The organism is Halomonas salsilacus (genome assembly GCF_051216275.1).
Taxonomy (GTDB): Bacteria; Pseudomonadota; Gammaproteobacteria; order Pseudomonadales; family Halomonadaceae; genus Halomonas.
The window spans coordinates 462,519-486,828 of record NZ_JBPKAQ010000001.1 but is presented as its reverse complement, the minus strand read 5'-3'; the positions used below and the strand labels follow the sequence as shown (position 1 = coordinate 486,828).

The following is a 24,310-nucleotide window of genomic DNA, read 5'->3' as shown; positions in this document are numbered from 1 at the left end:
GTTCGCGTCAGTAGCTGTAATCACTGCTCGCCAAGGTACCGTGACGGTAAATGGCACCCCACCTCTGTCAGCTTCCCGGAGGCACCGCCATCAACCCGGCCAGGGAGAACAGCATTCCGCTGATCGCAAAGACCGAACAGAAGGCCCAGTGGAACCAGTTCCGACCAGCTCGATTACGCTTGACCGCCTGGGTCACAGCGATATAGCTGAACAGCGCTGACAGGATCACCGACCAGAGCATGGAAACTTCTCCTGATGGCCGCGGCCGGCCTGGCAAGTCGTGGGCAGGGTGGATTCGGCTAGTACGGCATCAAAGACCAAACAGGTCTGCCTTGGGTGGCATGCCAACCTCCTCGACCCGCGCATACACGTCGTCGAGGAGCTCGCGGGATGGATACTGGCCGTCGCAGGCCTCCAGCAGGGCTTCGACCTGAGTGACGCTGTTGCCGCTGGCAACCAGCGAGGTCACGGCCTCATGGGCGAGAGCAAACTTCAGCGCGAAGCGCGTCCAGGATTCGTTCGGCTCGCCGATGCACTCGCGGATCTTGTGGAGCAGCGCATAGCGAGAATCCCAACCTGAACGGAGCTTGAGATCCGTCTCGGGCAGCCCCCGACGATCGATGCGCTTGTCGGTCAGCATACCCTGCAGCAGAGGACGAATGGCCAGGAAACCCTTGCCCTCGCGCTTGAGTCGGTCGAGGAGTGGCAGGGCCTCCGGCTCGATCAGGTTGAAGAAGTGGGCCACCCCATCATAGGCCCCCGTGTCAAGCGCCGCCGTGGCATACCCGATGGTATGTGGGAAGGTGATCAGATGCCCGACCTTGCCCTCATGCCTGAGCGCCTCGAAGGTCTCACGAAGCGGGCCCAACATGTCGGGCAGAGCGTCGATCCGGCGGCGATCCCCCGCTTCGGCATAGGCTTCCGCCTTGGGCACATGGGGACCACGCTGGAGATGCTGAACGATGGCGATACGGTCGGCATGCAGGTCCCGCAGGGAGTCCTCTACGCTCTGGCGCAACACCTTGGGATCGAACTCGCCCTCTTCATAGTCTGGGCTGGTCATCTTGATGACGTGGTGGATCTCCTTGCGCTTAGGATGCCGGGCCAGGATGTCGCTGAGCATCCAGCGGGTGCCGTAGTCGCCGCTCGAGTGGATGCAGTTCACCCCACCCGCCAGCGCCGCCTCCAGCGCGCGCCGCCCCTCTCGGTTCTGTGTCTCTTCCTGCTCACGGTCACGAGACTCGGTGAGGGTCACGTGAGAGGCGGTGCTGGTGAATCGCATGGCACCGAAACAGATTTCCGATAGCTTGAGGTCGGTATTGCCGAACTGTCTGTAGCGCATCATTACCTCGATCTTGTTGTTGTGCAGGGATGAGAGGAAAGGCCGGCACTGGCCGGCTGTTCAGCGGGATTGGTTGAGATACTTGTAGACCGTGCTGCGAGACACCCCAATCTCCCGCGCCACCTTCGACACGTTGTAGTGGTGCTGTTCGCAGGCCCGCTGGATTCGCTCGGCCAGCAGCCGCTGCCTGGTCTGGCGTGTAGGCTGCCCTCCCTCCGCCAAAGAGGACACCGGAGCCGGCCGCTCCGGGGAGGACCACGACTCGGGGCCGGCCGGCACCGGCGAGGAGCAGCGGGAATCGGGAATACCGATCAGGTCGGCCATCTCGAAGGTGATCTGGACCTCCTTGCGGGTGATTTTTTCACCGTCGTTGAGCACCACCATACGAGTGAGAAAATTGCGCAGCTCGCGGATATTGCCCGGCCAGTCGTAGCGCAGCAGCTCGTCCAGCCCGCACCGGGTCAGCTTCACCCCGGGATCAACCTTGGCGAGAATATGTCGTGCCAGGTCCGCGAAGTCGGAGCGCTCGCGGATGTTCGGAAGTTGGATCGAGATGGTACTGAGGCGGTAGAACAGGTCGGAGCGGAAGGCACCCGACTGCACGGCCGCCTGGAGGTTGGCATTGGTAGCCGCCACCACCTGGATATCCACCTTGATGTCCAGGGTGCCTCCCACCGGGCGGTAGCGACGGTTGTCGAGCACCCGCAGCAGCTTCACCTGGGTCGCAAGCGGCAGTTCGCCCAGTTCATCCAGGAAGATGGTGCCACCGTGGGCCTGATGAAAGAGGCCGTCGGCCCCTCCCTTGCGCGAGCCGGTGAAGGCGCCGTCCACGTAGCCGAACAGTTCTGCCTCCACCAGGTTTTCCGGGATGGCCCCGCAGTTGACCGGCACGAAGTCTCCGGCGCGCTCGCTCGCTCGGTGAATATACTTGGCGAAGACCTCCTTGCCGGTCCCCGTCTCCCCGGTGATCAGGATGGGGAGTGAGCGTTTCACGGCGTTCGTGAGGTACTTGAGACGCTCGATAAGCTGGGGGTCGTTGGCCACGAAACGGGAGCCATCACAGGGATCGTGCGCAGCGGACTCGACGGAGCGGGCGACGGTATGCTCGTCGGAAGTCTCCTCGTTGAGCGCGGCCGATGGTTCTGTCCCCGACTGGGGCTGAAGGATATGGGTAGTCTGCAGGCGGTTGGTATTCTCGATGGTCAGGAAATAGTGGCTCCCCACATGGTCTGCCACCATTATCTCTCCTTCTGCCAACACTCGGTCTATCACCTTGCCGAAGGGAGTGGTGAAGAGGTCATTGAAATGGCTGCCTTCCGCAAGGCGCAGGCCATCCAGAATGAACAGGGCCTGACGGTTGGCGGCCAGCAGCTGTCCATCGGTATTCAATGCAATCAATCCGGCGCTCACCGTATAGCGGTACTCGCGACGACTGTGAAAGGAGAGGATCAACTGGTCCTGATATTGGTCGCGAAAATACCCCATCTCGATGGTCTTGGCCGAGAAGTTTACCAGCGCCAGGGTGTGGGGCGGCCGCGGGCAAGAGTCCGATGAGGCGTCGAGAATGGCGATGATGCGCCCGGCGGGGTCAAAGACCGGCGCCGCCGCGCAGGTCAGGGTCTTGTAGCGGTCCAGGTAATGTTCGCCGGCGTGAACCAGCACCGGATGCTGGACCAGCGCACAGGTGCCCAAAGCGTTGGTGCCCTGCAGGGACTCACGCCACAGGGAACCGAGACGAATATTGCGCTCCCGGGCCACTCGCTTGAAGTCTTGATCGGCCCGGGCATCCATGATCAGGCCGTTCTCGTTGCCCAGCGCCACGGCAAAGCGTGTGCCTGAAATCTGGCCGTAGAGAAGGTCTAGCTCGGCTCGGGCGATACGACGAATGACCTCGAGACGCTCCCGCTCCTGTCGAAGCTCGGTCTGGCTGACGTAGTCCAACTCGGGCTGATCGCCGGCCTGCAGACCGGCCACACTGCAACGTAACCAGGAGTGCTCGATCAGCTCCTCCTGTGACAAACCCCTTGCCGCCGCAGCCGTCAGATTTCCCGTTGCGCCTCTCGTAATGGTGGATAGCCGTTGGCTATCATCCGCGAAAAGCATGGCGTACTCCTCTCGCCTGGGCCGCAGCGTGATTCCTGACTGCCCAGAAAAATTATTATTATCATTTAGCATCACTGATATGACCTGGCTGATTCAGTAAACCATGCAAAATACAAGGGTGTCCAATGTAGGATATTACCTACACGTCACGTCATCCATCAGGCTCAAGGCGACCGTTCAGCACGACGGCATGGGCGCGCAGTCACCCTCGGTGCCCACCGAAAAGACGTCATACTCGCGAACGCCGGATTCGCGCTGGCCGGTGATACCAACCCAGCCGTTGGCGCCCACGCTGGCGGGCTCGATATCCTGCACCTCGTAGTGCCACCAGTCCGGCTCTGCCTCACCGTCCCGCCACGCCCGGGCCTTGACCTGCAACGCGTCGCCGACCGCCTCGACGCGAACACGCAGCCAGCACCAGGCATTGGGTTCCCAGGGAAAGAAACTCTCTCCCCAGATTCTGGCGACGCCATGGGGCCGCTCGGGTCCCCTACAGGCCTCACCGTCCGGGTTATAGACGATCAGGAACAGGGTTTGGCGTTGTTCGAGCTTTGGCGCCTCGTGCTCCACCAGGCCGTGATTGGCTCCCTTGAAGCACTCGCAGGTCACGCCCTGCTCGGTGCCGCGAACGCCGTCGCCATCTCCCCGAACGATGATGCCGAAACGGGAATCGCCGCTGGTGCTGCGCATGCGGGTCAGCACCTCATGACTGGCCGCGCCGCGAGGCACTCTCTCCCAGGCCCAGGCGCGGCGGTTGTTGGCATCGATCCTGTGCCTCAACACCTTGCCACCGATGGCATCCGCCGCTTCCTGCACCTCGAGCCGGTGCTCACCGGGAATCCAGGCATCACGCCAGTCGGCCGGCGCCTCGCCGGTGGGGTAGTCGGAAAAATCCGTCACATATTGCGCCATGGCATGAGTTTCTCGTTGCTGGCAGGTGAACAGCTGCTTGGTTAATGGACCCGCCACCGCTTGAGGCGCAGGATGGCGGCCGAGTGTCAAGAAGGCCGGCGCCGGTGCTGCCAGCCGATCATGGCATCAGGGCGCGTCGAATGCCTCGATGAATCGAGCGATCTCGTCATCGCCGACGTCGGCCTCGGCAATGATGCCGAACAGGGCGCCCACCTTGATTTCATCCCCCTCCCTGGCGAGCTGGCGGCGTAGCACGCCACTGGACGGCGCTTCGAAGGCGTTGTTGATTTTCTCGGTCTCGATGTCGACGATCTCGTCGCCACGCGACACCCGAGCGCCCTCTTCGACGTGCCAGGTGCTGATACAGCCATCCTGCATCGAGAGGCCCCACTTGGGCAGCGTCAGGGCAGTGATTCGCTCAGTCATCAGGCAACCTCCACCAGTGAACGGGCCGTATCGCGAATACGCTCCACGGACGGGATATAGTGGACTTCCAGCGCCGGTGAAAACGGCACCGGCGTATGCGGAGGTGACACCAGGCGAATCGGCCCCTTGAGCGCGTCGAAGGCCTGCTCCGCCACCAGCGCCGAGATATCGGTGCCGACATTACAGCGCGGCGAGGCCTCGTCGACTACCACCAGCCGGCCTGTGCGGCGCACGCTGGCCAGGATTGCCGCCTCATCCAGCGGCGAGGTGGTGCGCGGGTCGAGCACCGTACAGTGAATACCCTGCTCGGCGAGTTGGTCGGCCGCTTCGTTGGCCAGCTTCACCATGCGGCCGAGGGCCACGATGGTGACGTCATCGCCCTCACGGGTCAGGTTCGCCTCACCGAAGGGAATCGTGTAGGGCTCATCGGGCACCTCGCCCTTGTCGTCGTACATGAACTTGTGTTCGAAGAAGATCACCGGGTCGTCGTCACGAATCGCCTGGGTCAGCAGACCCTTGGCCTCGTAGGGAGACGACGGGATCACGACCTTGATGCCCGGCACATGGGTGAAGATCGGATACAGGCACTGGCTGTGCTGGGCTGCCGCACTCAAGCCGGCACCGTACATGGTGCGAATCACCATGGGGGTCTTGACCTTGCCACCGAACATGTAGCGGAACTTCGCCGCCTGGTTCAGCACCTGATCGAAACAGGTACCCATGAAATCGACGAACATCAGCTCGGCGACCGGCCGCGTGCCGGTGGCCGCAGCCCCCGCCGCCGCCCCGATATAGGCCATCTCGCTGATCGGCGTATCGATGACCCGCTCATGACCAAATTCAGGTGCCAGCCCCTTCGTCACTCCCAGCACACCCCCCCAGGCATCCTGCTCGCCCGGCGCACCCGTGCCCCCGACGATATCCTCGCCGATGATGAAGACCTTGGGATCACGGCGCATCTCGTCGCGCAGCGCCTCGTTGATCGCTTGACGATAGCTTTTTCTGGACATGCTGGCCCCCTCAATAGGATACGTAGACGTCAGTATGGAGATCTGCTTCCCTCGGCGACTCGGCCTGGCGAGCATCCTGCACAGACTGTTCGATAAGTGCGGCGATCTCGGTGTCGATCTGCTCGAGGTCCGATTCGGCGATCCCATGCTGGGAGGTCAAATCGGCGCGGAAACGAACCATGCAGTCCTTGGTCTCCTTGACCTTGGCCATCTCGCCCTTGCCCCGATAGGTGGTGGCATCGCCCTCGAAGTGGCCATAGTAGCGATAGAGCTTGATATGCAGGAGCTGGGGCCCCTCCCCGTTACGCGCCTTGTCGATGGCGGTACCCGCCGCCTGGTGAACGTCGAAGAAATCGAAGCCATCCACCAGGGTGGTGGGGATATCGAAGCCGGCGGCACGTTTCGTCATGCTCCCGGCCACGGACCAGGCGGTGGCGGTTGCCTGAGCGTACTCGTTGTCCTCGATGGCAAAGATCACCGGCAGGTTGAAGACCTTGGCCATGTTCATGGCTTCCATCGTCGAGCCTTCATTGATGGAGCCATCACCCAGGAAGGAGACCACCACCCCGTTGGTATTGAGCATCCTGGCGCTGAAAGCCGCGCCACAGGCCAGTGGCGGGCCACCGCCGACGATGCCGTTGGCGCCCATCATTCCCTTGTCAAGGTCGGCGATATGCATGGACCCACCCTTGCCGAGGCACAGGCCGGTTCGCTTGCCGAAGAGTTCCGCCATCATGGCAGGAACGTCGCACCCCTTGGCGATGGCATGGCCATGGCCGCGATGGGTGCTGGTGATGTAATCCGCATCGTCAAGATGCAGGCAGATGCCGACGCCGGATGCCTCCTCACCCGCGTAGAGGTGAGCGAAGCCGGGGATTTCGCCCCTGGCAAAGACCTCATGCACCTTCTCCTCGAAGGCACGAATTGTGGCCATGCTCCGGTAAGCGGTCAGCAGGGTTTCTCTGTCGAGCTGCATACTACGTCCTCTTGTCATGACCACCCCGGCAGGGGTGACCACCTTGTTGTCAGCCGTGAGTTGTCAGCCGTGAGTTGTCAGCCGAGACGACAGGCTCGAGGGAGCGGATTTCAGGCCGTTTCCGGCATCTCCCGAAGCTCCAGCTTGTAGCCCGTGGGATCCACGGCGAAGGCGATGCGCATGCCGTTCTGCATGGTCTTGGGCAGCAGTGAGAACTCGACGCCGCGGGATTTCCACTCTTCATAGGTATCGTCGACGCTGACCACGTCGAAGGCCATGTGGCCATAGCCGTCGCCCAGATCGTAGGAGCGGCCATCATGGTTGTAGGTCAGCTCGATCTCATGGCCACTGTTGGGCTCGCGCAAGAAGGCAATCGTGGCATCGTTGCCGGGCAGCTCTTCCCTGGCCACGAGTTCCAGCCCGATTTTCTGGGTGTAGAAGTCGATGGATTCGTCCAGGTCTTCCACGCGAATCATGGTATGTACCAGTCGCATTGCTAACTCCTTCATCAGCTACTACTTGATTACTTGATATTCTCGTTGGCCCACTTCTTGTGCACCGCCAGTGCCATCAGGCGGCGGTCACGCCACTGCTGACGCGCCTTGAACTTATCCATGGGCAGCCGCTCTCGGAAACTCTTGTCGATGTAGTCCAGCAGCGGGCCGGCCCAGGGCACGAGGTCGCGCTGCTCCATGGCGATGTTGCGGTTCATGGCCTCGTATTTCTCGGCGTATTCGCGGAAGCCGTTGGGCGCATTGAGATCGCCGACTTCCAGCGGACCGATGAACGACCAGCGCTGACTGATGCCTTCCGACATTGCCTTGTCCACATCCTCGGGAGATACGACACCCATGGCGACCAGACGGAAAGCTTCCTGGAGGATCGGCGACTGGAACCGGTTCATGATGAAGCCGGTGATCTCCTTGTGCAGGGTGATGGGCGACATGCCCATCGCTTCCAGGCGCTCTCGGGTCTTCTGCGTGACGTCGGGATCGGTCCAGGGCGCAGGGACGAGTTCGAGAATCGTCACCACATAGGGGGGGTTGGTGGGGTGGACGATCATGCAGCGATGACGTCCCTCGAGATCCTCGGTGAACTTGGAGGTCACGATCGAGGAGGACGAACTGGCCAACACCGCATCCTTCGGGGCGATCCTGTCGAGCTTGGTGAACAGTTCGCGCTTGAGCTCGAGCACCTCCGGCGCGTTTTCCTGCACATGGATCGCGCCTTCGACGGCTTCCTCCATGGTCTTGACCGGAATCATTCGGCTCATCACGTCATCGGTTGTCCGGTCGTTGAGCAGACCGTTCTGCTCCAGGTCAACCACCGTCTCGCGAATCAGCGGAATTGCTGCTTCGGCCACACCCTCCTTGGGGTCATAGAGGGTCACCTCGTACCCCCCGCGCGAAAAACAAATGGCAAAGGCACGTCCGATAATGCCGCTTCCGATCATTGCTACGCGTTCCGCCATGATCATTCTCCTTGGTCAGTCTTGGGGTTGTTCGATGATTCGGATCCGTTCAGCGATTCACGACCCTCGGATCCAGCAGGGTATAGAGCATATCGGCCAGCAGATTGAGGCCAATGTAGAGTGCGGCAACCGTCGTCAGGCCCGCGGCCACCACGGGGATGTCGAGCATGCGGATGGAATCCATCAGCAGGCGTCCGAAGCCGGGCCAGGCAAAGACGGTCTCGATGACCATCGAACCGGCCAGGATCCAGCCGAACTGAAGGGCGTAGAGAGTGACATAGGGAATCAGCGCGTTGCGCAGGGCATGCACGTAGATGACCTTGGTCTCGCTGAGCCCCTTGGCTCGCGCGGTGCGCACATAGTCTTCGTTGATCACTTCCAGAACGGTGGAGCGCATCATCCGTGTCAGGTAGGCCATGGGCATCAACGACAGGATGATCATGGGCATCAGGATGTAGCGGGCCTGCTCCAGGATTGGTGAGCCGGGATCGGCGCGACCGGATGAGGGCAGGATGCCGAGATAGGAAGAAAAAAACAGGATCGCCATGATGCCGACCCAGAAATTGGGAGCGGCCTGGCCGATCAATGCCACGAAACGGGCCACATAGTCGATCCAGGAGTTGCGATGCACGGCGCTGATCACACCCACCGGAATGGAGACCAACGCCGCGAGCAACATGGCGGGAAGTGCCAGTTCCGCCGAGCGCAGCAGGCGTTCACCGATGATCGGCACGACGTCGACACGGTGACGGTAAGAGACGCCGAAATCGCCCTGGACGGCGCTGCCCATGAAGTCAAAATATTGGACGATCAGCGGTCGATCGAAGCCTAATGAGACGCGATAGGCTTCCAGTACGGCTGTCGAGGCATCGGGACCGACATACATCATCGCCGGATCGCCGATCACGAACATCATCAAGAAGGCCAGGGTGAGGGCAGCCAGTATCACGATCAGACCCTGCACCAGGCGGTTGGCTAAATAGAACATCGGTGGCGCTCCCCAATGAAGCTGACTTGTTGTCTGTGAGGGGGGTAGCCGATCATAAGGCCGGCTACCCGGGACGGGGTTACTCCTTCACATAGATGGAGGCCCAGTCTTCCAGCAGCATCGACGGATGCGGGTAATAACCACCAATACGCTCATTGATACCCATGGGGATCGGCATCAGGTAGGTATAAAGCCAGGGCGGATCCTCGTGGAGAATCTCCTGCATCGCATAGTTCAGCTCCTGACGACGATCCGCATCGATGGTCGAGGCCAACTCGCTATACATGTCCTCCCACTCCTGGTAGCGGTCACTGTAGGTCGCCCAGTGAGTGGAGTTGGTCTGACGGCCATCGTGCACCGCCCACATGTCGGTCTCGGGCGTGTTCTCAGCGGCCGACCAGGCGAAGGCATGCACGCTCAGCGTTCGGGCCGCCCAACGCTCACGCACCACGCTCCAGTCGAGCTGACGCACCTCACCCACGTTCACTCCGATGGCCTGCCAGTAGGCTGCCGCGATCTCGGCGTAGTTGAAGGATTCCGGTGTCATCACATCGATGGTGTCGATGGTGAAGCCTTGCGGATAGCCCGCCTCGGCGAGAAGCTCCATCGCCTTTTCGAGGTCGAACGGATACGGGTCAAGATCAGGATTGACATTAGGCGGGTTGACCACATTGACCATCTGCAACTCCTGGTTGCCGAAGGCCAAGGCATCAATCATCTCCTCACGATCGATAGCGTAATTCAGCGCCTGACGGACACGGGGATCGCGCAGTTCCTCGTACATGTCCATGTTGAAGCCGAGCATGCCGCGCACCAGGCTCGGCCCAACCACCGTGGTCACGCCATCGGCACTCTCGGCTCTGTCCACCAGATCGGGGCGCAGGCGAATGATGTCAACGTTGCCGTCGATCAGTTCGGCCAGTGCCGTAGATTCCTCGGGAATATTGCGGAAGACCAGTTGGTTGACATTGCTGTTGTCATGCCACCCCCAGTAATCATCATGCCGATCAAGGATAACTCGGTCATCGGCGCGATATTCGTTCAGGCTGTACGGCCCCGTACCCATAGGTTGGAAGCGCATGTCATCGATCTCATCGATGGCCTTGTAATGACCGGGCTCCAGAATGAAGGCCCCGTTGCGTGACAGCTGGCTGGGCAGAATTGGCGCCGGCTCGGTGGTGTGAATGATCACCTCGTGATCGTTGACGATCTCAACGTAATCGATCGGCACATCGAGGAACTTGTCACCGCTCGGGAAGCCTTCTTCATGTACCCTCTCGATGCTGTACTTGACGGCCTCGGCGGTGAAGGGTTCACCATTGTGGAAGGTGACGCCTTCGCGCAACTTGAAGCGCCAGGCATTCTCGCCCTCTATCGGCTCCCACTCAGTTGCCAGAGCCGGGCGCAGGCCGCTTTTTTCTCCTTCGGGAGCCCGGGCATCGAAGTCCCAGACGAGAGGTTCGAAGAGCGCCTTGGAGACCATCTGTTCCGAATAGTTGACGTTCATCACCGGGTCACCGATGACGTCGATGGTCTCATAGAGTACGTAAGTGACCGTGTTGGCCTGAACCGCACTGGCGATCGCGGTGAGCGCCAGTGATGGCAACAGGGCTCTGCGTATCATCTTGGATGGCATTTTCATTGTTGTCTCCAGACTGTGTGTTGCATCATGTAATAGCTCGGTGGTTCAAACGACGGGATGTGCTCTCCTTACTCTGCCTTGACATCGAAGTGATCTCGCACCCAATCCCCAAGGAGATTGAAAGCGAGGACGGTGAACGTAATGGCTAGGCCGGGGAAGAAGGCGAACCACCAGTTACGCAGCATGATATTTCGCGCATCGGCGATCATATTCCCCCAGGTGGGAATCGCCGGGGGAATCCCCAGTCCGAAGAAGCTCAGTGAAGCCTCGTAATAAATGGCAATGGCAAGGGTGAAGCTGGCAACCACCAGCATCGATGCCAGCGCGTTGGGCAGCACATGCTTGAAGATCAGGCGCACATTGCCCGCACCCAGCGCACGTGAGGCTTGAACATATTCTGTTTCCCTGACCTTGATGACTTCAGACCGCACGATACGGGCGTAATAAGCCCACTGGGTGAGCGCAATCACAAATATCAGCTCGACGACGCCAGACCCGATCAGTGCCATAACGATCAAGCCGATCAACAGGCTCGGAAAGGCCAGCTGCAGGTCGGCGAGACGCATGATCACTGCGTCCATCCAGCGACCGAAGAAACCGCTGATCAGACCCATGAAGATCCCCACCAGGCCGCTGACGACAACCGCCGAAATGGCGACGATCAGGGTCATCTGAGAAGCAAATATCAGGCGACTGAGGATGTCGCGACCGAGGGCATCGGTCCCCAGCAAATAGATAGGGTTTGAGTTGGAATCGGACCAGACCGGCCAGAGCATCCGATTACTGATATCGATCCCCTGTGGATCATGGGGCGCGATCCACTGGGCAGTGAATGCAACAAACACCATTATGAGAAGGAAAATGGCCGATATGAAGGCAGCCTTTGACCGATACAGAGATCGCAATGTGCTCTTCCACATACTGCGCTTGGCGGCGACGACCTGAGCGTCCTTTCTCTCATCTGAAGAGGGTTGCTGGGATGATGCTGCGGTTGTTGTCATTATGTTAACTCCCGTTCATTTCATTCCGGCTGAAATCAGCGATGTATGCAGGCCTTGAAATGCCCTGGGCCCGTTTCTTCCAGCGGCGGCACGACCTGGGCGCACTCCGGGGTAGCAATAGGGCATCGGGTACGGAATACGCAGCCGGAAGGCGGGTTTATCGGACTTGGTATATCCCCCTTGAGGATGATCCGCGTCTTGTCGTCGCGACGCCGAGGATCGGGGATTGGCATTGCTGACAGCAGCGACTGGGTGTAGGGATGCACCGGATTGGAATAGAGCTTCGAGGCCGGGGCCATCTCCATGACCTTGCCGAGGTAGAGCACGATCACCTTGTCGCACGCATGCTCGACCACACCGAGATCGTGGGAGATCATCAGCATGGAAAAGTTGTACTCTTCCTTCAGATCCTGGAGCAGGTTCAACACCTGAGCCTGCACCGAGACGTCGAGTGCCGAGACCGGTTCGTCGGCAACCAATAGCCTGGGGCTGACTGCGAGTGCACGGGCGATGCCGATGCGCTGGCGCTGGCCACCGGAAAACTCGTGAGGGTGGCGGTTGACGTGGGCGGCACCCAGACCAACGGTTTCCAACAGCTTGGCGATACGCTCGTTGCGCTCCGCCATGCTGTACATGCGGTGCACGTCAAGACCTTCACGGATGATGGGGCCGACCTTCATGCGAGGGTTGAGGCTGCCGTAGGGGTCCTGGAAGATGATCTGGATGGCCTTGCGCATGGCCATCAGCTCCTTGCCTTCCGCCGTGGCCACGTCGGTTTCGCCAAACTCCATGCTGCCCGAGGTGGGGTCGATGAGACGCATGATCATGCGGCCGATGGTCGTCTTGCCTGACCCCGACTCACCCACCAGGCCGACGACCTCCCCTTTGTTGACGGTAAAGGAGACGTCATCAATGGCCTTGACGACGCGCCGGTTCTTCTTGAAAAAAGTCTTGCCGACCGGAAAGTATTTCTTCAGATTGGATACACGCAATACCACGTCATCCGACAGGATACCTGGTTCGACGTCTTGCTTAATCGCGGTATTTTCCATAATCAAGACCTCCCCGCCTGAATGTCATTCTCGATATCCTTCCATCGCACACAGCGCACCCGATGGTCGCCACCGATCGACTCCAGCGGCGGGACCTTTTTCGTGCAGATATCCTTGGCGTACTGACAGCGAGGCTCGAAACTGCAGCCTGGCGGCAGGTTGAGCGGGCTTGGCACATTGCCGGGGATAGCCACCAGGCGTTCTTTCTTGCCCTGCTTGTTACCGGCCCAGGAGGGAATGGAGTTAAGCAGGCCCTTGGTGTAGGGCATGGTCGGCCGCTCGTAGAGGTCGAAGACACCAGACTCCTCCACGGCGCGGCCGGTATACATCACCACGACGCGGTCGGCCATCTCGGCCACCACGGCCAGGTCATGAGTGATGAACAGGATGCTGGTGCCGATCTCCTTCTGCAGGTTGCGCATCAGGTCGAGGATCTGGGCCTGGATGGTCACATCCAGTGCCGTGGTCGGCTCGTCGGCGATCAGCAACCTCGGGTTGCAAGAGAGGGCAATAGCGATCATCACGCGCTGGCGCATACCGCCAGAGAGCTGGTGGGGATACTCCTTGGCACGCTGGGCCGGCTCTGGAATGCTGACCAGGTCGAGCATCTCGATGGCCTTCTTCCAGGCGGCCTTCTTGTCGAGTTTCTGGTGCAGCGCCACGGCCTCGGCGATCTGGTAACCACAGGTGAACACCGGATTGAGGCTGGTCATCGGCTCCTGGAAGATCATCGAGATGCGATTACCACGCAAGGCCTGGCGCTTCTGCTTCTCCATCTTGACCAGGTCATCGCCTTCGAACAGCATCTCGCCTCCGGCGACATAGCCCTTGCCCTTCGGCAACAGGTCCATGATCGCCAGGCTGGTGACCGACTTGCCCGAGCCGGACTCGCCAACCACGGCCAGGGTCTCTCCCTCGTTGATATCGAAGCTGACACCGTCCACGGCCGGGACAATGCCGTCGTCAGTCTTGAAGTGGACCTTCAGGTCCTTGACGCTGAGAAGCGGTTTGTTTGCTGTCATCGGAAAGGGCTCTCGCTAGCAGAAGAATGGTGGTGACCCGTCGGGGTGGGCCACAGACAAAGGCTAGGGAATCAGGACGGCTCGTCCTGGCACTCTTCCGAGATGCAGATCATGAAGCGCCTTGTTGGTGTCCTTGAGGGCGTACTCGCGAGTGGCCAGCTCCACGGCCCCCCGGTCGGCCAGGGCCATCAGCTCGACCAGTTCCGGATAGGTGCCCACCAGATTGCCGATGATGCTCTTCTCGGTGACGATCAGGTCGATGGTGGGAATCTCGATCTTGCCGCCGTAACCGATCACGTAATAGCTACCGTTGGCCCGGGTCATGGCCAGGCCCTTGCTGACCGCATCGCCCTCGCCGACGAAGTCGAGCACCGCCTCGGCGCCGTGGCCGTTGGTCAACGACATCACCGCATCGACCTCACCGCCATCGGCCTTGATGGCATGGTGGGCACCGCCCGCCTCGGCCAGTTTTAGGGCACTCTCGGCACGATCGATGGCGATGATCTCAGCACCACACAGGGCCGCCAGGACCTGCACCCCGATATGACCCAGACCGCCCACCCCCAGGACCACCACCTTCTGGCCCGGCACCAGATGCCTGGCGGCCTTCTTGGCCGCGTGATAGGCGGTCAGGCCGGCATCGGTATAGGGGGCAACGTCCTTGGGAGCCAGGCTGGTAGGCAGCTTTATCAGCGCCCGCTCGTTGGTATGGAGGAAATCGGCATAGCCACCCTGGGCATTGATGCCCGGAAAGCTACTGTCTTCAGCATGCATGTCGTTGCCGCGCCGACAGGCGAGGCAGTGACCGTTGGTGGCCAGCGGGTGGCAGATCACCGAGTCGCCAGGCTTGACACTAGTGACGCCAGAACCGACCTCCTCGACCCAGCCCGCGTTCTCGTGCCCCATCACGAAGGGCAGGTCAATCGGCGAATGCTCGCGCCAGATCCCTTCGATGATATGCAGATCGGTGCGACATACCCCTGCACCCCCAATCCTGACGATCACATCATCGGGCTTCTCGATCCTGGGGTCCGGCCAATCTTCGTAGGTGACCAGTTCCTGGCGTTCGACCTTCTCGTCATAGGCATGAAGCACCGCTGCTTTCATGATCTATCTCCTTGTCGTTGTGATTGTTATCGAGTCGGGCACGGTGGCAGTGGCACCTCGTGTTGGTCTCTCGCCATGTCACGTGCTTTCAATATTTGTCCATTACCTCGCAAGAGCCATGCCATGTTCTTTTATTCAATGGGTTAGGGATTTTCACGTCTCTCATGGTGTCGTTAAGTGCTGAACCATGGTCAGCTGCTGGTAGTCAAAACTGGACAATTCTGAACAACACGCGAGGTGACGACACTTCACTGCTCGACCACCCGGGTCGGCGTACCGACTTGCCAGGCCACGATATTCTCGACCAGCTGACCGACGATACGCTGTCGCGCTTCCCGGGCCCCCCAGGCGGAGTGCGGCGTGACGATCAGGTTGGGCAACGGCTCGACAAGCAGCGGGCTGTCCTGTGCCGGTGGCTCACCATCCACGACATCGATGCCGGCACCACCGATCACGCCGTGCCTCAGGGCATCAGCCAGTGCGTGTTCGTCGATGAGGCCCCCGCGAGCCGTGTTGATTACCAGGGCCGTCGGTTTCATCGCGGCTATTTCCTTTTCACCAATCAGGTGACGCGTCGACTCGGTCAGCGGGCAGTGAAGACTGATCACATCTGCCCGAGGCAGCAGTGTTTCTAGGGGCTCACGATTGCCGTCTGTCTCGGCACCCGGCCGCGCTGCCACCTTCACGGTCATGCCCAGGGCGCTGCCCAACTCGGCCACGCGTCCACCCAAGGTACCCAGCCCCACGATCACTAGCGTCTTCCCGGCGAGTTCCTGGATCGGGTAGTCGAGCAGGCAGAACTGGGAACTGCGGTGCCAATCTGCCCTGGCCACCCCCTGGTGGTAGTCGATCAGGCGCGTAGAGAGCGCCAGCATAAGACACAGAGCATGCTGGGCAACCGAGTCAGTCCCGTAGCCACGGCTGTTGCACACCGTGATACCCAGATCACGACAGGCTTGAAGGTCGATGTTGTTGGTCCCAGTGGCCACCACACAGATCAGCCTGGGTGGATTGGCCGCCAAAGCTTGACGGTCCAGGACCACCTTGTTGACGATGACGATATCGTGGCCGCGGATTCGCTTGGCGACTTGTTCCGAGGTGGTCTGGGGGTAGCTCACCAGGGTGTCGACGACCTGCTCTACTGGAACCAGATCGAGGTCTCCCCTGTCCAGCGACTCTCGGTCAAGAAACACAGCACGCATGATTAACCCTCCATATGAATGAGCTTTGGCAATAATTGGCACTTCGTGGACATCGCTGGCTTAATTGGCCAGCGGAATATCTCGACTTACCTCACGGATCTTCATCACCAGCGCATCGTCCAGAGGCGGCCCCTCGATAGCCGCCACGGCCCTGGCCACCTGCTCCTCGCGGTTCATGCTGACGATCACCGACGGCACGATGGCCGGGTGAAGGGCGAAGCGCAGGGCCAGGTCATCCCATGCAATGCCCGCCTCACGCACCAGAGGCCGGATGCGCTCGAGGCGCCTGAGGTGAGGCGCCCACTCCGGCTTGCCGAAAGGTGAGTCATTGAGCAACTCCTGACTCTCGGCACGACGGCTGTTGAGCATGCCCTGCAGGAAGGGACGCATGGCGAAGACGTGCATGCCCTGTTCGGCCATGCGCGGGAAGTGGTCGAGCAGGTCGTTCTCGACCACATTGAAGAAGGAGACCATGCCCTCGAATTGACCGGAGGCGATGGCTCGCTCGGCAAAGCCGAGGGTATGGGGGAAGGTGGTCAGGTGGCCGACCTTGCCCTCGTCCTTGAGCTTGTCGAACGCGGCCAGCAGATCCTCGGTCACGCTGTCGAACTGAGCCAGGCGCTGCCCATCGCCACGCGAGTCGTAAATGATCGGCTTGGGCACCCCGCGCTGCAGGTGCTGCACGAGCGTGATGTGTTCCGTGTGCAGTTCCCGTAAGGCCGTCTCGATGGTCTCGCGGAACTGCGCCTCGCTGAATCCTCCATCGGTGTATTCAGGCGAGGCCACCTTGATCATGTGCTGCAGTTCATGGCGTTTGGGATGCTCTCCCAGGAATTCGTCCAGGACCCAGCGGGTGCCGTACTCGTAGCTCGAATGCACGGTATTGATGCCGGCATCCAGCGCAGCGGAAAGGGCACGTTTTCCCTGGGAAACCGACGCATGATCATCAGGGTCCTTGGAAGCAAAACGCATGGTGCCGAAAGTCAGCGCGCTGAAGCGCAGGTCACTGCCGGGAAGGGAACGAGTCTGCACGAGTCTTCTCCATGGTGAAGGAGACAAGACCAATGCATAAACAGGGCCATCCTGCTAAGTGCTTGAAACAAGAGCCGCAGGAAGTCAATTCGACAGATTACCCATTCACCCAGTGTTCAGAACTGTCTTCATGTCGCTTTGCACTGAACACTTCTTGGCACCGTTCGAGCGAACCGATTTCAATCTGACCAGTGGCTGCCTAGTTCACATGCGGGACGATGGGTCTCCGTGGCGATGTGCAAAATCGCCAAAATCGCCGTAGACGCCTTGTCGCGACGGCTGCGGCCGCGGGAGGGGGCCGTCCTGGACGACCCCTGCACCCGCTAGGCGTTCGCGTCAGTAGCTGTAGTCGCCGCTGACCACGACCGCGGTAATGGTGATCTCCACCCTGAGATCATCGGCGGGCATCGGCGCGCAGACGCAGGTACGCGCCGGCGCATGGCCAGTGGGCACCCAGGCGTCCCACACCGCGTTCATGGCGGCGACATCGTGGCCATCCTTCAAGTAGACGGTGGCGGTGAGCAGGCTCTCCCGGTCGGAACCGATCTCGGCCAGCAGCGTATCCACTCGCGCCAGCATGCTTCTGGTCTGCTCGGTGATATCCCCTTGCCGCGCCTCGGGGCCGGGCACCTGGCCACACAGGTAGGCGACGCCATTGTGGATCACGGCGCGGCTCATGCGCGCCTTGGTGTCGTGACGGGTGATAGTCATGGCTGCTCCTCATGCATGATCGGCCAGCTGGTAAGATGGCCCTGACAGGATTGACCGTCTCATCATGCCAGCGCCAGAGGAGGGCGTCATGGGCTACCGCCTGCTGCTACGGGATCACCGCGGCCTGATCGGCATCGCCTTCCTGGCAATGTTCACCTCGAGCCTCGGCCAGAGCTTCTTCATCGGGCTCTTCCAGGCGCCGCTCAGCGAGCGACTCGGCCTCACCGCCGGCCAGTTCGGCACCACCTATGCCCTGGTCACCCTGGTCGCCGGCTTCGCCGTGCTGTGCCTGGGGCCCAGCATCGACTGGATACCACCGCAGCGCTTCGCACTCATGGTGCTGGGCGGCCTGCTGGGGGGCGCGCTGCTGCTGACCCTCTCGCCCTGGTGGGGACTGGGGCTGCTCGGCCTGGGCTTGGTCAGGTTCTGTGGCCAGGGCATGATGCCCCACCTGGGCAATACCCTGGCCGGGCGCGAGTTCACCGAGCTGCGCGGCCGCGCCCTGGGGTTGACCAGTCTCGGCATCATGCTCGGTGAAACGGCCCTGCCCCCGCTGGTAGCGGTGCTGCTGGTGTGGCTGGGATGGCGGGAGCTGTGGTGGCTGTTCGTGCTGGCACTGACGCTGTTCTGGCTCCCCCTACTGCTGCGCGGCCCCTGGCCCGGCGCCCCCGGGAAGCGCCCCGCCAGGGGGCAGCGCCAGGACGGGCCACGCCCCTTCCGCGAGGTCCGCTTCTGGCGGCTGCTGCCGCTGCTGATGATCCTGCCGGTGACCATGACCGGGCTGTTCATCTACCAGGCCCAGTTGACCGCCGACCTGGACAGCAGCCTGGCGGCCTACGCCCTGGCGCTCACCGGCATGGGTCTGGCCAAGCTGCCCGGCGCCCTGCTCGGTGGACGCTTCGTCGACAGGCTGGGGCCGGTGCGCCTGGCCCGGCTCTATCTGCTGCCCTTCGCCCTGGCCCTGGGAGTCGCCATGCTGATGGGCGGCCACCTCGGCGTCTGGGCACTGATGGTGGGCGGGGGGCTGGCGATGGGCGCACAGGAGCCCATCGCCACCAGCGTGCTGGTCCGCACCTGGGGGGCAGAGCACCTGGGCACCGTGCGCGCCACCCTGAGTGCCTGCATGGTCTTTTCCACCGGCCNCGAACGGAACCCCCCCCCCACCAGCGTGCTGGTCCGCACCTGGGGGGCAGAGCACCTGGGCACCGTGCGCGCCACCCTGAGTGCCTGCATGGTCTTTTCCACCGGCCTGGCGCCGGCGGTGCTAGGCATCGCCCTGGACCTGGGCGCCTCCTTCACCGCCATCCTCGCCGGCATGCTGGCCTTTCTCATCGCCGGCTGGTGGCTCGCCCAGGGGGTGCTTGGCGACCTCAAGACCCGGGAATGACAAACGACGACGCCCCAGGCTCCCTTCATCCGTTCGGGAGCACCGGGGCGTCGTGGGCCGAGTGGCCGCCGCGATCAGCGCAGCAGCAGCACCGGCACCTTCGCCTTGCGCAGCATCTCGGTGGTGGTGCTGCCCACCAGCAGGTGACGGATACGCGAGTGGCCGTAGGCGCCCATCACTAGCAGGTCGATGCCCTGCTCCTCCTGGTAGCCGCGCAGGGTGGCCTCCACCTCGCCGGCGCGGATCGCGCCCTCGGCCTCGTGGCCGGCATCGCGCAGGGTCTTCAGCGCCCAGTCGAGCTGGGAGCGATTATCGCCCGTCTCGGCGCCGACGATCACCACGTGCACCGGAATGCCGGCGAACAACGGGCTCTTGGCCAGCATCTCCACCCCCTTGCGAGTAGTCTTGCTGCCGTCGAAGGCGAGCATCACCGTCTCGGGCGTCTTGAAGGCGTCCGGCACCATCAGGATCGGCCGGTGCAGGGTACGCACTACCCGCTCCAGGTTGGAACCCAGGTGGCCGCTGTCCTGATGGGCCGTCTCGCCGCGCTTGCCAATAATCAGCAGACGGATCTCCTCCTGCAGCTCCTCCAGGGTCTCCACCAGGGTGCCATTGCGCTGGCGGGTGCCCGGTTCGGCAATCCCCACCTCGATGGCCCGCTCCTTGGCGGCCTTGAGCGTCAGGCGGCCCTGCTCTTGGGCCACCTTGGCGCGCTGCTCATCGAGCTGGGAGAGCTCCTCGAGCAGGTGCTCCCGGGAGCCCAGGCCGATATTGCCGGAGAGATCGGCCTCGGCGGTCTGGGGATGGTTGTCCACCACATGCAGGAAGGTCAGCGGCGCGCCGAGGGCGAGGCTTGCCCAGGCGGCGGAATCGCACACCCCTTCCGAGAACTTCGAGCCGTCGATGGCGGCCATCACCTGTTCGGTCATCGTGTCTTTTCCTGGCTGGCATATGTCGTTATCTGTCCTGACGTTTCTACCCCATGCAGGGCGCCTTGCATAGGACGTGGATCAACGTAGCAGCGATTCGTCCAAGAAGGAGGTCAGGGGACCGGCATAGGTCAGCGCCAGACGGTGCATGGCCCGGGTGCAGGCCACATAGAGCAGGTTGCGCTCCATGTCGGTGGCATAGTTCGTCGCCGTGACCTCTGGCACGATGACCCGGTCGAATTCCAGGCCCTTGGCCATGTGGGCGGTGCAGACGACGATGCCCCGACCGAAGGCGGCGCTCTTCTCGCCGAGGATCTGCAGCCGCTCGAACTCGCCGTGCTCGCCACCCTCCAGGGCCTCGAAGACCCGCATCGCCTGCTTCTGGGTCTTGCAGACGATGCCTAAGCTGTTGTGCTCGGAGGCGGTGAAGTCACGGGCCAGCTCGGCGATGGTGGCAAGCTCCGCCCTGCGGGTGCGAGCGCGGATCACCGCGGGCTCCTCCCCGGGGCGCTCGATCGCCTCCAGGTCGGGGTTGGGCGAGATGCGCTGGGCGAAGCGGGTGATCGGAAGGCTCGAGCGGTAGCTCTTGTTGAGGGTCACACAGGAGGATTGGCGCAGCACCCGGCGGATCTCCTCGACCCCGGAGCCGGTATAGGGGTTCACCGACTGGAAGGCATCGCCGAGGATGGTCTTCTTGCAGGCGAAGAGCCGGCCGATCACCGCGTACTGCACCGGGGTGTAGTCCTGCATCTCATCGACCAGCAGATGTTTGACGTCGCGCCAGCGCGAGCGCACCCCCTCCAGGCGCATCTTCAGGTAGATCAAGGGGAAGACATCGGCGTACTCCAGCCGCCCCCTTGAGGCGGTCCTGAACAGCTCGGGCCGCTCCCGCCAGTCATAGAAGCCCTTGTAGGTCTCGCGCAGGGTGGACTGGCGCAGCATCGTCTTCACGGCGGCCTTGAGCGCCTTGCGCTCCTCCGGCGCCAGGTCGTAGTTGTACTGGTTGCCGATCTTGCGCTCGATCTCCCAGCTCACCTGCCCGAGCCGCTCATTGGTGGGCAGGTGACGGTGTTTGCGAAACACCTCCTCGACCAGCCAACCAGGCACCAGACGACGGGCGATCCAGATATCCTCGGCGGCGAAGCGGTTCGCCTCCACGTGGCCCGCATAGCGGTCGAGCTCGGCCAGGAACGCCGGCGAGGCTTTGTAGCGTAGCCGCGCCTTCATTGCCTCATCGTCCTTTTCCAGGAGCGCTGCGGTCTGCTCGAAGAAGCTCTCGAAGCGATACTGGCCATCGAGCAATTCATCGGCCAGCTCCTCCATGCCAACCTGATTGACCGTCTCCTCGCCGAGCTCCGGGAGCACGTTGGCGATGTAGTCGGAGAATACCCGGTTGGGCGAGATGATCAGGATGTCCTCGGAGCGCAGGCTGTCCTTGAAGCGGTAGAGCAGATAGGCGATGCGATGCAGGGCGATGGAGGTCTTGCCGGACCCCGCCACGCCCTGGATCACCAGCACCTGAGCCTCGTCGTCGCGGATGATGACGTTCTGGTCGCGCTGGATGGTGGCGACGATGTTCTTCATGCCTTCGTCGGACGCGCGGCCGAGCTCATCCTGGAGCACGTCATCAACCACATGCACCGCGCTGTCGATCATCAGCTCGATCTCGCCGCCCTTGATACGGAACTGCCGCTTCAGGGTCACCTCGCCGGCCACCGTGCCCTCGGGACTCTCATAGGTGGCCGGGCCGGTCTCCACGTCGTAGAACAGCGAGGCGATGGGCGCCCGCCAGTCATGCACCCGGCTGACTCTGGCGAGGTCGTCATGGAAGTGGTGGACGCCGATGTAGACCGGTTCGGCCTCGCCACCGCGGGCGAAGTCGAAGCGCCCGAAGTAGGGGGAGTGGCGGAGCTTGTCGAGCTTCTGGCGACGGGCCAGGGCGTTGTCGCCGGACATGACGGACTGCTCGATCGACTCCCGCGCCGCGATCTTCTCGATATGATCCATCTCATCGCGGTTCGACCACAGGTACTCCTTCTGAGCCTGGATCTCCTCGGCATAGGCCGTCAGCCGCTGGTCCAGTTCGTCCAGGTTGGCCTCGATGCGCTCCAGGGTGTGGTCGAGATGGCGGCGCTCGGCCGCCCGGTCGATGACAACGTCTTTCTGGGTCATGTCACTCCGCACAGTCGATGCATTTGAGCACGGTCGGATCCCACTCCAGGCGCTTGGCGGAAATCCACTCGCCGCAATCGGTGCACTCCCCGAAATCTCCACGGCCGATCCGGGTCAGCGCCGCTTCGATCCGGCGTAGCGCCAGCTGACGGCGATCCTCCTCGGCCTTGGCCATGGCCTGGCCCTGGAGGGCATCCATGCGGGACAAGCGCCCCACCGACTGCTGATCCAGCATGACCGTGGCGCGACTCTCCTTGCTCTGGTAGCTCTGGTCGATCAGCGCCGCCCTGGTGTCCTCCAACTGGCGGGTGATCGCCTCGATATCGATCTCCGGATGGTTCATCGCTTGCCCTCCACGTTCAGCTGACCACGAGGCCGGCCCCGTGGTTGTCGCCGCATCACCGGCCAAGGAGCCAACATAGCGGCTTTGACCATCTCTGTGTAGCGATCTCACCACCTCGAGACCGCTGATCTGTCTGTACGGCTGGGGTCACCCTGGCCTGGAGCGATGGACTCAGATACGCGGTGCATCGTAGTCGAGGGGCTCATCGGTATAGACGCATACGTTGGCATCCTCGATGTCTCCGTCCGACGACTCGACGTGGTGGGCGAAGAATTCCCTGATCTCGCGACGGTTGCAGTGCGCCTCGAAGAGCTCGCGGCTGGCCCAGATCTCATGGAATACGATCGGGTAGCTGGCCCCCCGGGCGTTTGGGTGATCGATGTGGCGGGTCACGGTGTAATGCAGGCAGCCGTCCTCGCGATGGGCGTTGGGCTCGAGCGTCTGCAGGGCCTTGAACACCGCCTGTTCGCGGCCGGGCTTGGGTTTGAAGTTGGCGATGCAGTAGAGCTTGCGGGACATGGGTCACTCCAGATAGGCGGTTACTCGGCCGAGGGTGTCGCCGGGGAACCCCATGATAGAGAAAAAGCCGGCGCACCGTGCAAGACGGGGCCGGCTCGGGGAAAGGGTCAGCGCAGCAGCAGGATCGGGACGCTGGTGCGGCGCAGCATTTCGGTGGTGGTGCTGCCCACCAGCAGGTGGCGGATGCGTGAATGGCCGTAGGCGCCCATCACCAGCAGGTCGATGCCCTGCTCTTCCTGATAGCCACGCAGGGTGGCCTCCACCTCGCCGGCGCGAATGGCGCCCTCGGCCTCGTGGCCGGCGTCGCGCAGGGTCTTCAGCGCCCAGTCGAGCTGCGAGCGGTTATCGCCCGTCTCGGCGCCGACAATCACCACGTGCACCGGAATACCCGCGAACAGCGGGCTCTTCGCCAGCATCTCCACGCCCTTGCGGGTGGTCTTGCTGCCGTCGAAGGCGAGCATCACCGTCTCGGGCGTCTTGAAGGACTCCGGCACCATCAGGATCGGCCGATGCAGGGTGCGCACCACCCGCTCCAGGTTTGAGCCCAGGTGGTCGCCGTCATGCTGGGCTCCCTCGCCGCGCTTGCCGATCACCAGCAGGCGCATATCGTTCTGCAGCTCCTCCAGGGTCTCCACCAGGGTGCCGTTGCGTTGGCGAGTGCCAGGCTCGGCGACCCCATCCTCGACCGCCCGCTCCTTGGCGGCCTGCAGCATCAGTCGGCCCTGCTCCTGGGCGATCTTCGCGCGCTGCTCGTCGAGCTGGGAGAGCTCCTCGAGCAGACGCTCGCGGGCACCGGCGCGCAGGTTGCCGGAGAGATTGCGCTCCTCCGGCGGCACATGGTTGTCGTTCACATGCAGGAAGGTCAGCGGCGCGCCGAGGGCCAGGCTGGCCCAGGCGGCGGCGTCGCACACGCCCTCGGAGAATTTCGAGCCGTCGATGGCGGCCATTACCTGTTCGGTCATG

The 24,310-nt window shown here is 62.2% G+C and carries 24 protein-coding genes; 1 reads left to right on the top strand and 23 read right to left on the bottom strand.

The annotated features are described in order from the left end of the window. Positions 1–67 precede the first annotated feature (67 nt). The 18 genes from ACR80S_RS02195 to ACR80S_RS02110 form a co-directional block, all read right to left on the bottom strand. A complete protein-coding gene (locus tag ACR80S_RS02195; RefSeq protein ID WP_435402457.1) occupies positions 68–241 on the bottom strand; it encodes a hypothetical protein in 174 nt (57 codons plus the stop codon). A 69-nt stretch (positions 242–310) separates the two neighbouring features. Next, entirely contained in the window at positions 311–1,345 is a 1,035-nt protein-coding gene (locus tag ACR80S_RS02190) for an aldo/keto reductase (protein WP_435402456.1), read from the bottom strand. A 57-nt stretch (positions 1,346–1,402) separates the two neighbouring features. Next, positions 1,403–3,361 carry a sigma-54-dependent Fis family transcriptional regulator gene (locus ACR80S_RS02185; protein ID WP_435402455.1) on the bottom strand — a complete coding sequence of 653 codons (1,959 nt, stop codon included), beginning with the start codon at positions 3,359–3,361 and terminating at the stop codon, positions 1,403–1,405. Positions 3,362–3,622: 261 nt separating this feature from the next. Next, positions 3,623–4,345 (bottom strand): hypothetical protein, encoded by a 723-nt coding sequence (locus ACR80S_RS02180; RefSeq protein WP_435402454.1) that lies wholly within the window; start codon positions 4,343–4,345, stop codon positions 3,623–3,625. A gap of 138 nt (positions 4,346–4,483) precedes the next feature. Then, the gene (locus tag ACR80S_RS02175) at positions 4,484–4,783 is read right to left on the bottom strand and encodes a biotin/lipoyl-containing protein (RefSeq protein ID WP_435402453.1); all 300 of its coding nucleotides are present in this window, start codon (positions 4,781–4,783) and stop codon (positions 4,484–4,486) included. After that, complete coding sequence (locus ACR80S_RS02170) at positions 4,783–5,793, bottom strand: alpha-ketoacid dehydrogenase subunit beta (protein ID WP_435402452.1); 1,011 nt, start codon at positions 5,791–5,793, stop codon at positions 4,783–4,785. Before ACR80S_RS02170 ends, ACR80S_RS02175 begins: the two co-directional genes overlap by 1 nt. Positions 5,794–5,803: 10 nt before the next feature. Beyond that, positions 5,804–6,769, bottom strand: a complete 966-nt coding sequence (locus ACR80S_RS02165) for a thiamine pyrophosphate-dependent dehydrogenase E1 component subunit alpha (RefSeq protein WP_435402451.1) — start codon at positions 6,767–6,769, stop codon at positions 5,804–5,806. Positions 6,770–6,879: 110 nt separating this feature from the next. After that, positions 6,880–7,263: a VOC family protein gene (locus ACR80S_RS02160; protein WP_435402450.1), complete on the bottom strand. Its 384-nt coding sequence runs from the start codon at positions 7,261–7,263 to the stop codon at positions 6,880–6,882. 29 nt (positions 7,264–7,292) lie between these two features. Then, entirely contained in the window at positions 7,293–8,240 is a 948-nt protein-coding gene (locus ACR80S_RS02155) for a 3-hydroxyacyl-CoA dehydrogenase (RefSeq protein WP_435402449.1), read from the bottom strand. A 49-nt stretch (positions 8,241–8,289) separates the two neighbouring features. Then, entirely contained in the window at positions 8,290–9,228 is a 939-nt protein-coding gene (locus ACR80S_RS02150) for an ABC transporter permease (RefSeq protein WP_435402448.1), read from the bottom strand. A gap of 79 nt (positions 9,229–9,307) precedes the next feature. Further along, positions 9,308–10,870 carry an ABC transporter substrate-binding protein gene (locus ACR80S_RS02145; RefSeq protein ID WP_435402447.1) on the bottom strand — a complete coding sequence of 521 codons (1,563 nt, stop codon included), beginning with the start codon at positions 10,868–10,870 and terminating at the stop codon, positions 9,308–9,310. Positions 10,871–10,938: 68 nt separating this feature from the next. Then, positions 10,939–11,871 carry an ABC transporter permease gene (locus ACR80S_RS02140; RefSeq protein ID WP_435402446.1) on the bottom strand — a complete coding sequence of 311 codons (933 nt, stop codon included), beginning with the start codon at positions 11,869–11,871 and terminating at the stop codon, positions 10,939–10,941. 35 nt (positions 11,872–11,906) lie between these two features. Further along, positions 11,907–12,923 (bottom strand): ABC transporter ATP-binding protein, encoded by a 1,017-nt coding sequence (locus ACR80S_RS02135; RefSeq protein WP_435402445.1) that lies wholly within the window; start codon positions 12,921–12,923, stop codon positions 11,907–11,909. A 2-nt stretch (positions 12,924–12,925) separates the two neighbouring features. Further along, entirely contained in the window at positions 12,926–13,945 is a 1,020-nt protein-coding gene (locus ACR80S_RS02130; RefSeq protein WP_435402444.1) for an ABC transporter ATP-binding protein, read from the bottom strand. Between the two features lie 63 nt (positions 13,946–14,008). Beyond that, positions 14,009–15,052, bottom strand: a complete 1,044-nt coding sequence (locus ACR80S_RS02125) for an NAD(P)-dependent alcohol dehydrogenase (protein WP_435402443.1) — start codon at positions 15,050–15,052, stop codon at positions 14,009–14,011. A 248-nt stretch (positions 15,053–15,300) separates the two neighbouring features. Beyond that, entirely contained in the window at positions 15,301–16,254 is a 954-nt protein-coding gene (locus tag ACR80S_RS02120) for a 2-hydroxyacid dehydrogenase (protein ID WP_435402442.1), read from the bottom strand. Between the two features lie 60 nt (positions 16,255–16,314). Further along, positions 16,315–17,286 (bottom strand): aldo/keto reductase, encoded by a 972-nt coding sequence (locus ACR80S_RS02115; RefSeq protein WP_435402441.1) that lies wholly within the window; start codon positions 17,284–17,286, stop codon positions 16,315–16,317. A 336-nt stretch (positions 17,287–17,622) separates the two neighbouring features. After that, complete coding sequence (locus ACR80S_RS02110; RefSeq protein ID WP_435400672.1) at positions 17,623–17,997, bottom strand: RidA family protein; 375 nt, start codon at positions 17,995–17,997, stop codon at positions 17,623–17,625. A gap of 64 nt (positions 17,998–18,061) precedes the next feature. On the opposite strand from ACR80S_RS02110, the gene ACR80S_RS02105 reads away from it, so the two are divergent. Beyond that, positions 18,062–19,384: an MFS transporter gene (locus ACR80S_RS02105; protein ID WP_435402440.1), complete on the top strand. Its 1,323-nt coding sequence runs from the start codon at positions 18,062–18,064 to the stop codon at positions 19,382–19,384. 74 nt (positions 19,385–19,458) lie between these two features. On the opposite strand, the gene ACR80S_RS02100 is transcribed toward ACR80S_RS02105, so the two are convergent. From ACR80S_RS02100 to ACR80S_RS02080, 5 genes are all read right to left on the bottom strand, one after another. Beyond that, positions 19,459–20,313 (bottom strand): universal stress protein, encoded by an 855-nt coding sequence (locus ACR80S_RS02100; protein ID WP_435402439.1) that lies wholly within the window; start codon positions 20,311–20,313, stop codon positions 19,459–19,461. An 81-nt stretch (positions 20,314–20,394) separates the two neighbouring features. Further along, a complete protein-coding gene (locus ACR80S_RS02095; RefSeq protein WP_435402438.1) occupies positions 20,395–22,485 on the bottom strand; it encodes a HelD family protein in 2,091 nt (696 codons plus the stop codon). A gap of 1 nt (position 22,486) precedes the next feature. Further along, positions 22,487–22,828 carry a TraR/DksA family transcriptional regulator gene (locus ACR80S_RS02090; RefSeq protein ID WP_435402437.1) on the bottom strand — a complete coding sequence of 114 codons (342 nt, stop codon included), beginning with the start codon at positions 22,826–22,828 and terminating at the stop codon, positions 22,487–22,489. A 171-nt stretch (positions 22,829–22,999) separates the two neighbouring features. Next, the gene (locus ACR80S_RS02085) at positions 23,000–23,347 is read right to left on the bottom strand and encodes a putative quinol monooxygenase (RefSeq protein WP_435402436.1); all 348 of its coding nucleotides are present in this window, start codon (positions 23,345–23,347) and stop codon (positions 23,000–23,002) included. A gap of 107 nt (positions 23,348–23,454) precedes the next feature. Further along, positions 23,455–24,309: a universal stress protein gene (locus ACR80S_RS02080; protein WP_435402435.1), complete on the bottom strand. Its 855-nt coding sequence runs from the start codon at positions 24,307–24,309 to the stop codon at positions 23,455–23,457. Position 24,310 lies beyond the last annotated feature (1 nt).

Coding starts and splice junctions, on each gene's coding strand:
- ACR80S_RS02195 (WP_435402457.1), bottom strand. CDS start 241: ATGCTCTGGTCGGTGATCCTGTCAGCGCTGTTCAGCTATATCGCTGTG.
- ACR80S_RS02190 (WP_435402456.1), bottom strand. CDS start 1,345: ATGATGCGCTACAGACAGTTCGGCAATACCGACCTCAAGCTATCGGAA.
- ACR80S_RS02175 (WP_435402453.1), bottom strand. CDS start 4,783: ATGACTGAGCGAATCACTGCCCTGACGCTGCCCAAGTGGGGCCTCTCG.
- ACR80S_RS02170 (WP_435402452.1), bottom strand. CDS start 5,793: ATGTCCAGAAAAAGCTATCGTCAAGCGATCAACGAGGCGCTGCGCGAC.
- ACR80S_RS02165 (WP_435402451.1), bottom strand. CDS start 6,769: ATGCAGCTCGACAGAGAAACCCTGCTGACCGCTTACCGGAGCATGGCC.
- ACR80S_RS02160 (WP_435402450.1), bottom strand. CDS start 7,263: ATGCGACTGGTACATACCATGATTCGCGTGGAAGACCTGGACGAATCC.
- ACR80S_RS02155 (WP_435402449.1), bottom strand. CDS start 8,240: ATGGCGGAACGCGTAGCAATGATCGGAAGCGGCATTATCGGACGTGCC.
- ACR80S_RS02150 (WP_435402448.1), bottom strand. CDS start 9,228: ATGTTCTATTTAGCCAACCGCCTGGTGCAGGGTCTGATCGTGATACTG.
- ACR80S_RS02145 (WP_435402447.1), bottom strand. CDS start 10,870: ATGAAAATGCCATCCAAGATGATACGCAGAGCCCTGTTGCCATCACTG.
- ACR80S_RS02140 (WP_435402446.1), bottom strand. CDS start 11,871: ATGACAACAACCGCAGCATCATCCCAGCAACCCTCTTCAGATGAGAGA.
- ACR80S_RS02135 (WP_435402445.1), bottom strand. CDS start 12,923: ATGGAAAATACCGCGATTAAGCAAGACGTCGAACCAGGTATCCTGTCG.
- ACR80S_RS02130 (WP_435402444.1), bottom strand. CDS start 13,945: ATGACAGCAAACAAACCGCTTCTCAGCGTCAAGGACCTGAAGGTCCAC.
- ACR80S_RS02125 (WP_435402443.1), bottom strand. CDS start 15,052: ATGAAAGCAGCGGTGCTTCATGCCTATGACGAGAAGGTCGAACGCCAG.
- ACR80S_RS02120 (WP_435402442.1), bottom strand. CDS start 16,254: ATGCGTGCTGTGTTTCTTGACCGAGAGTCGCTGGACAGGGGAGACCTC.
- ACR80S_RS02110 (WP_435400672.1), bottom strand. CDS start 17,997: ATGACTATCACCCGTCACGACACCAAGGCGCGCATGAGCCGCGCCGTG.
- ACR80S_RS02100 (WP_435402439.1), bottom strand. CDS start 20,313: ATGACCGAACAGGTGATGGCCGCCATCGACGGCTCGAAGTTCTCGGAA.
- ACR80S_RS02095 (WP_435402438.1), bottom strand. CDS start 22,485: ATGACCCAGAAAGACGTTGTCATCGACCGGGCGGCCGAGCGCCGCCAT.
- ACR80S_RS02090 (WP_435402437.1), bottom strand. CDS start 22,828: ATGAACCATCCGGAGATCGATATCGAGGCGATCACCCGCCAGTTGGAG.
- ACR80S_RS02085 (WP_435402436.1), bottom strand. CDS start 23,347: ATGTCCCGCAAGCTCTACTGCATCGCCAACTTCAAACCCAAGCCCGGC.
- ACR80S_RS02080 (WP_435402435.1), bottom strand. CDS start 24,309: ATGACCGAACAGGTAATGGCCGCCATCGACGGCTCGAAATTCTCCGAG.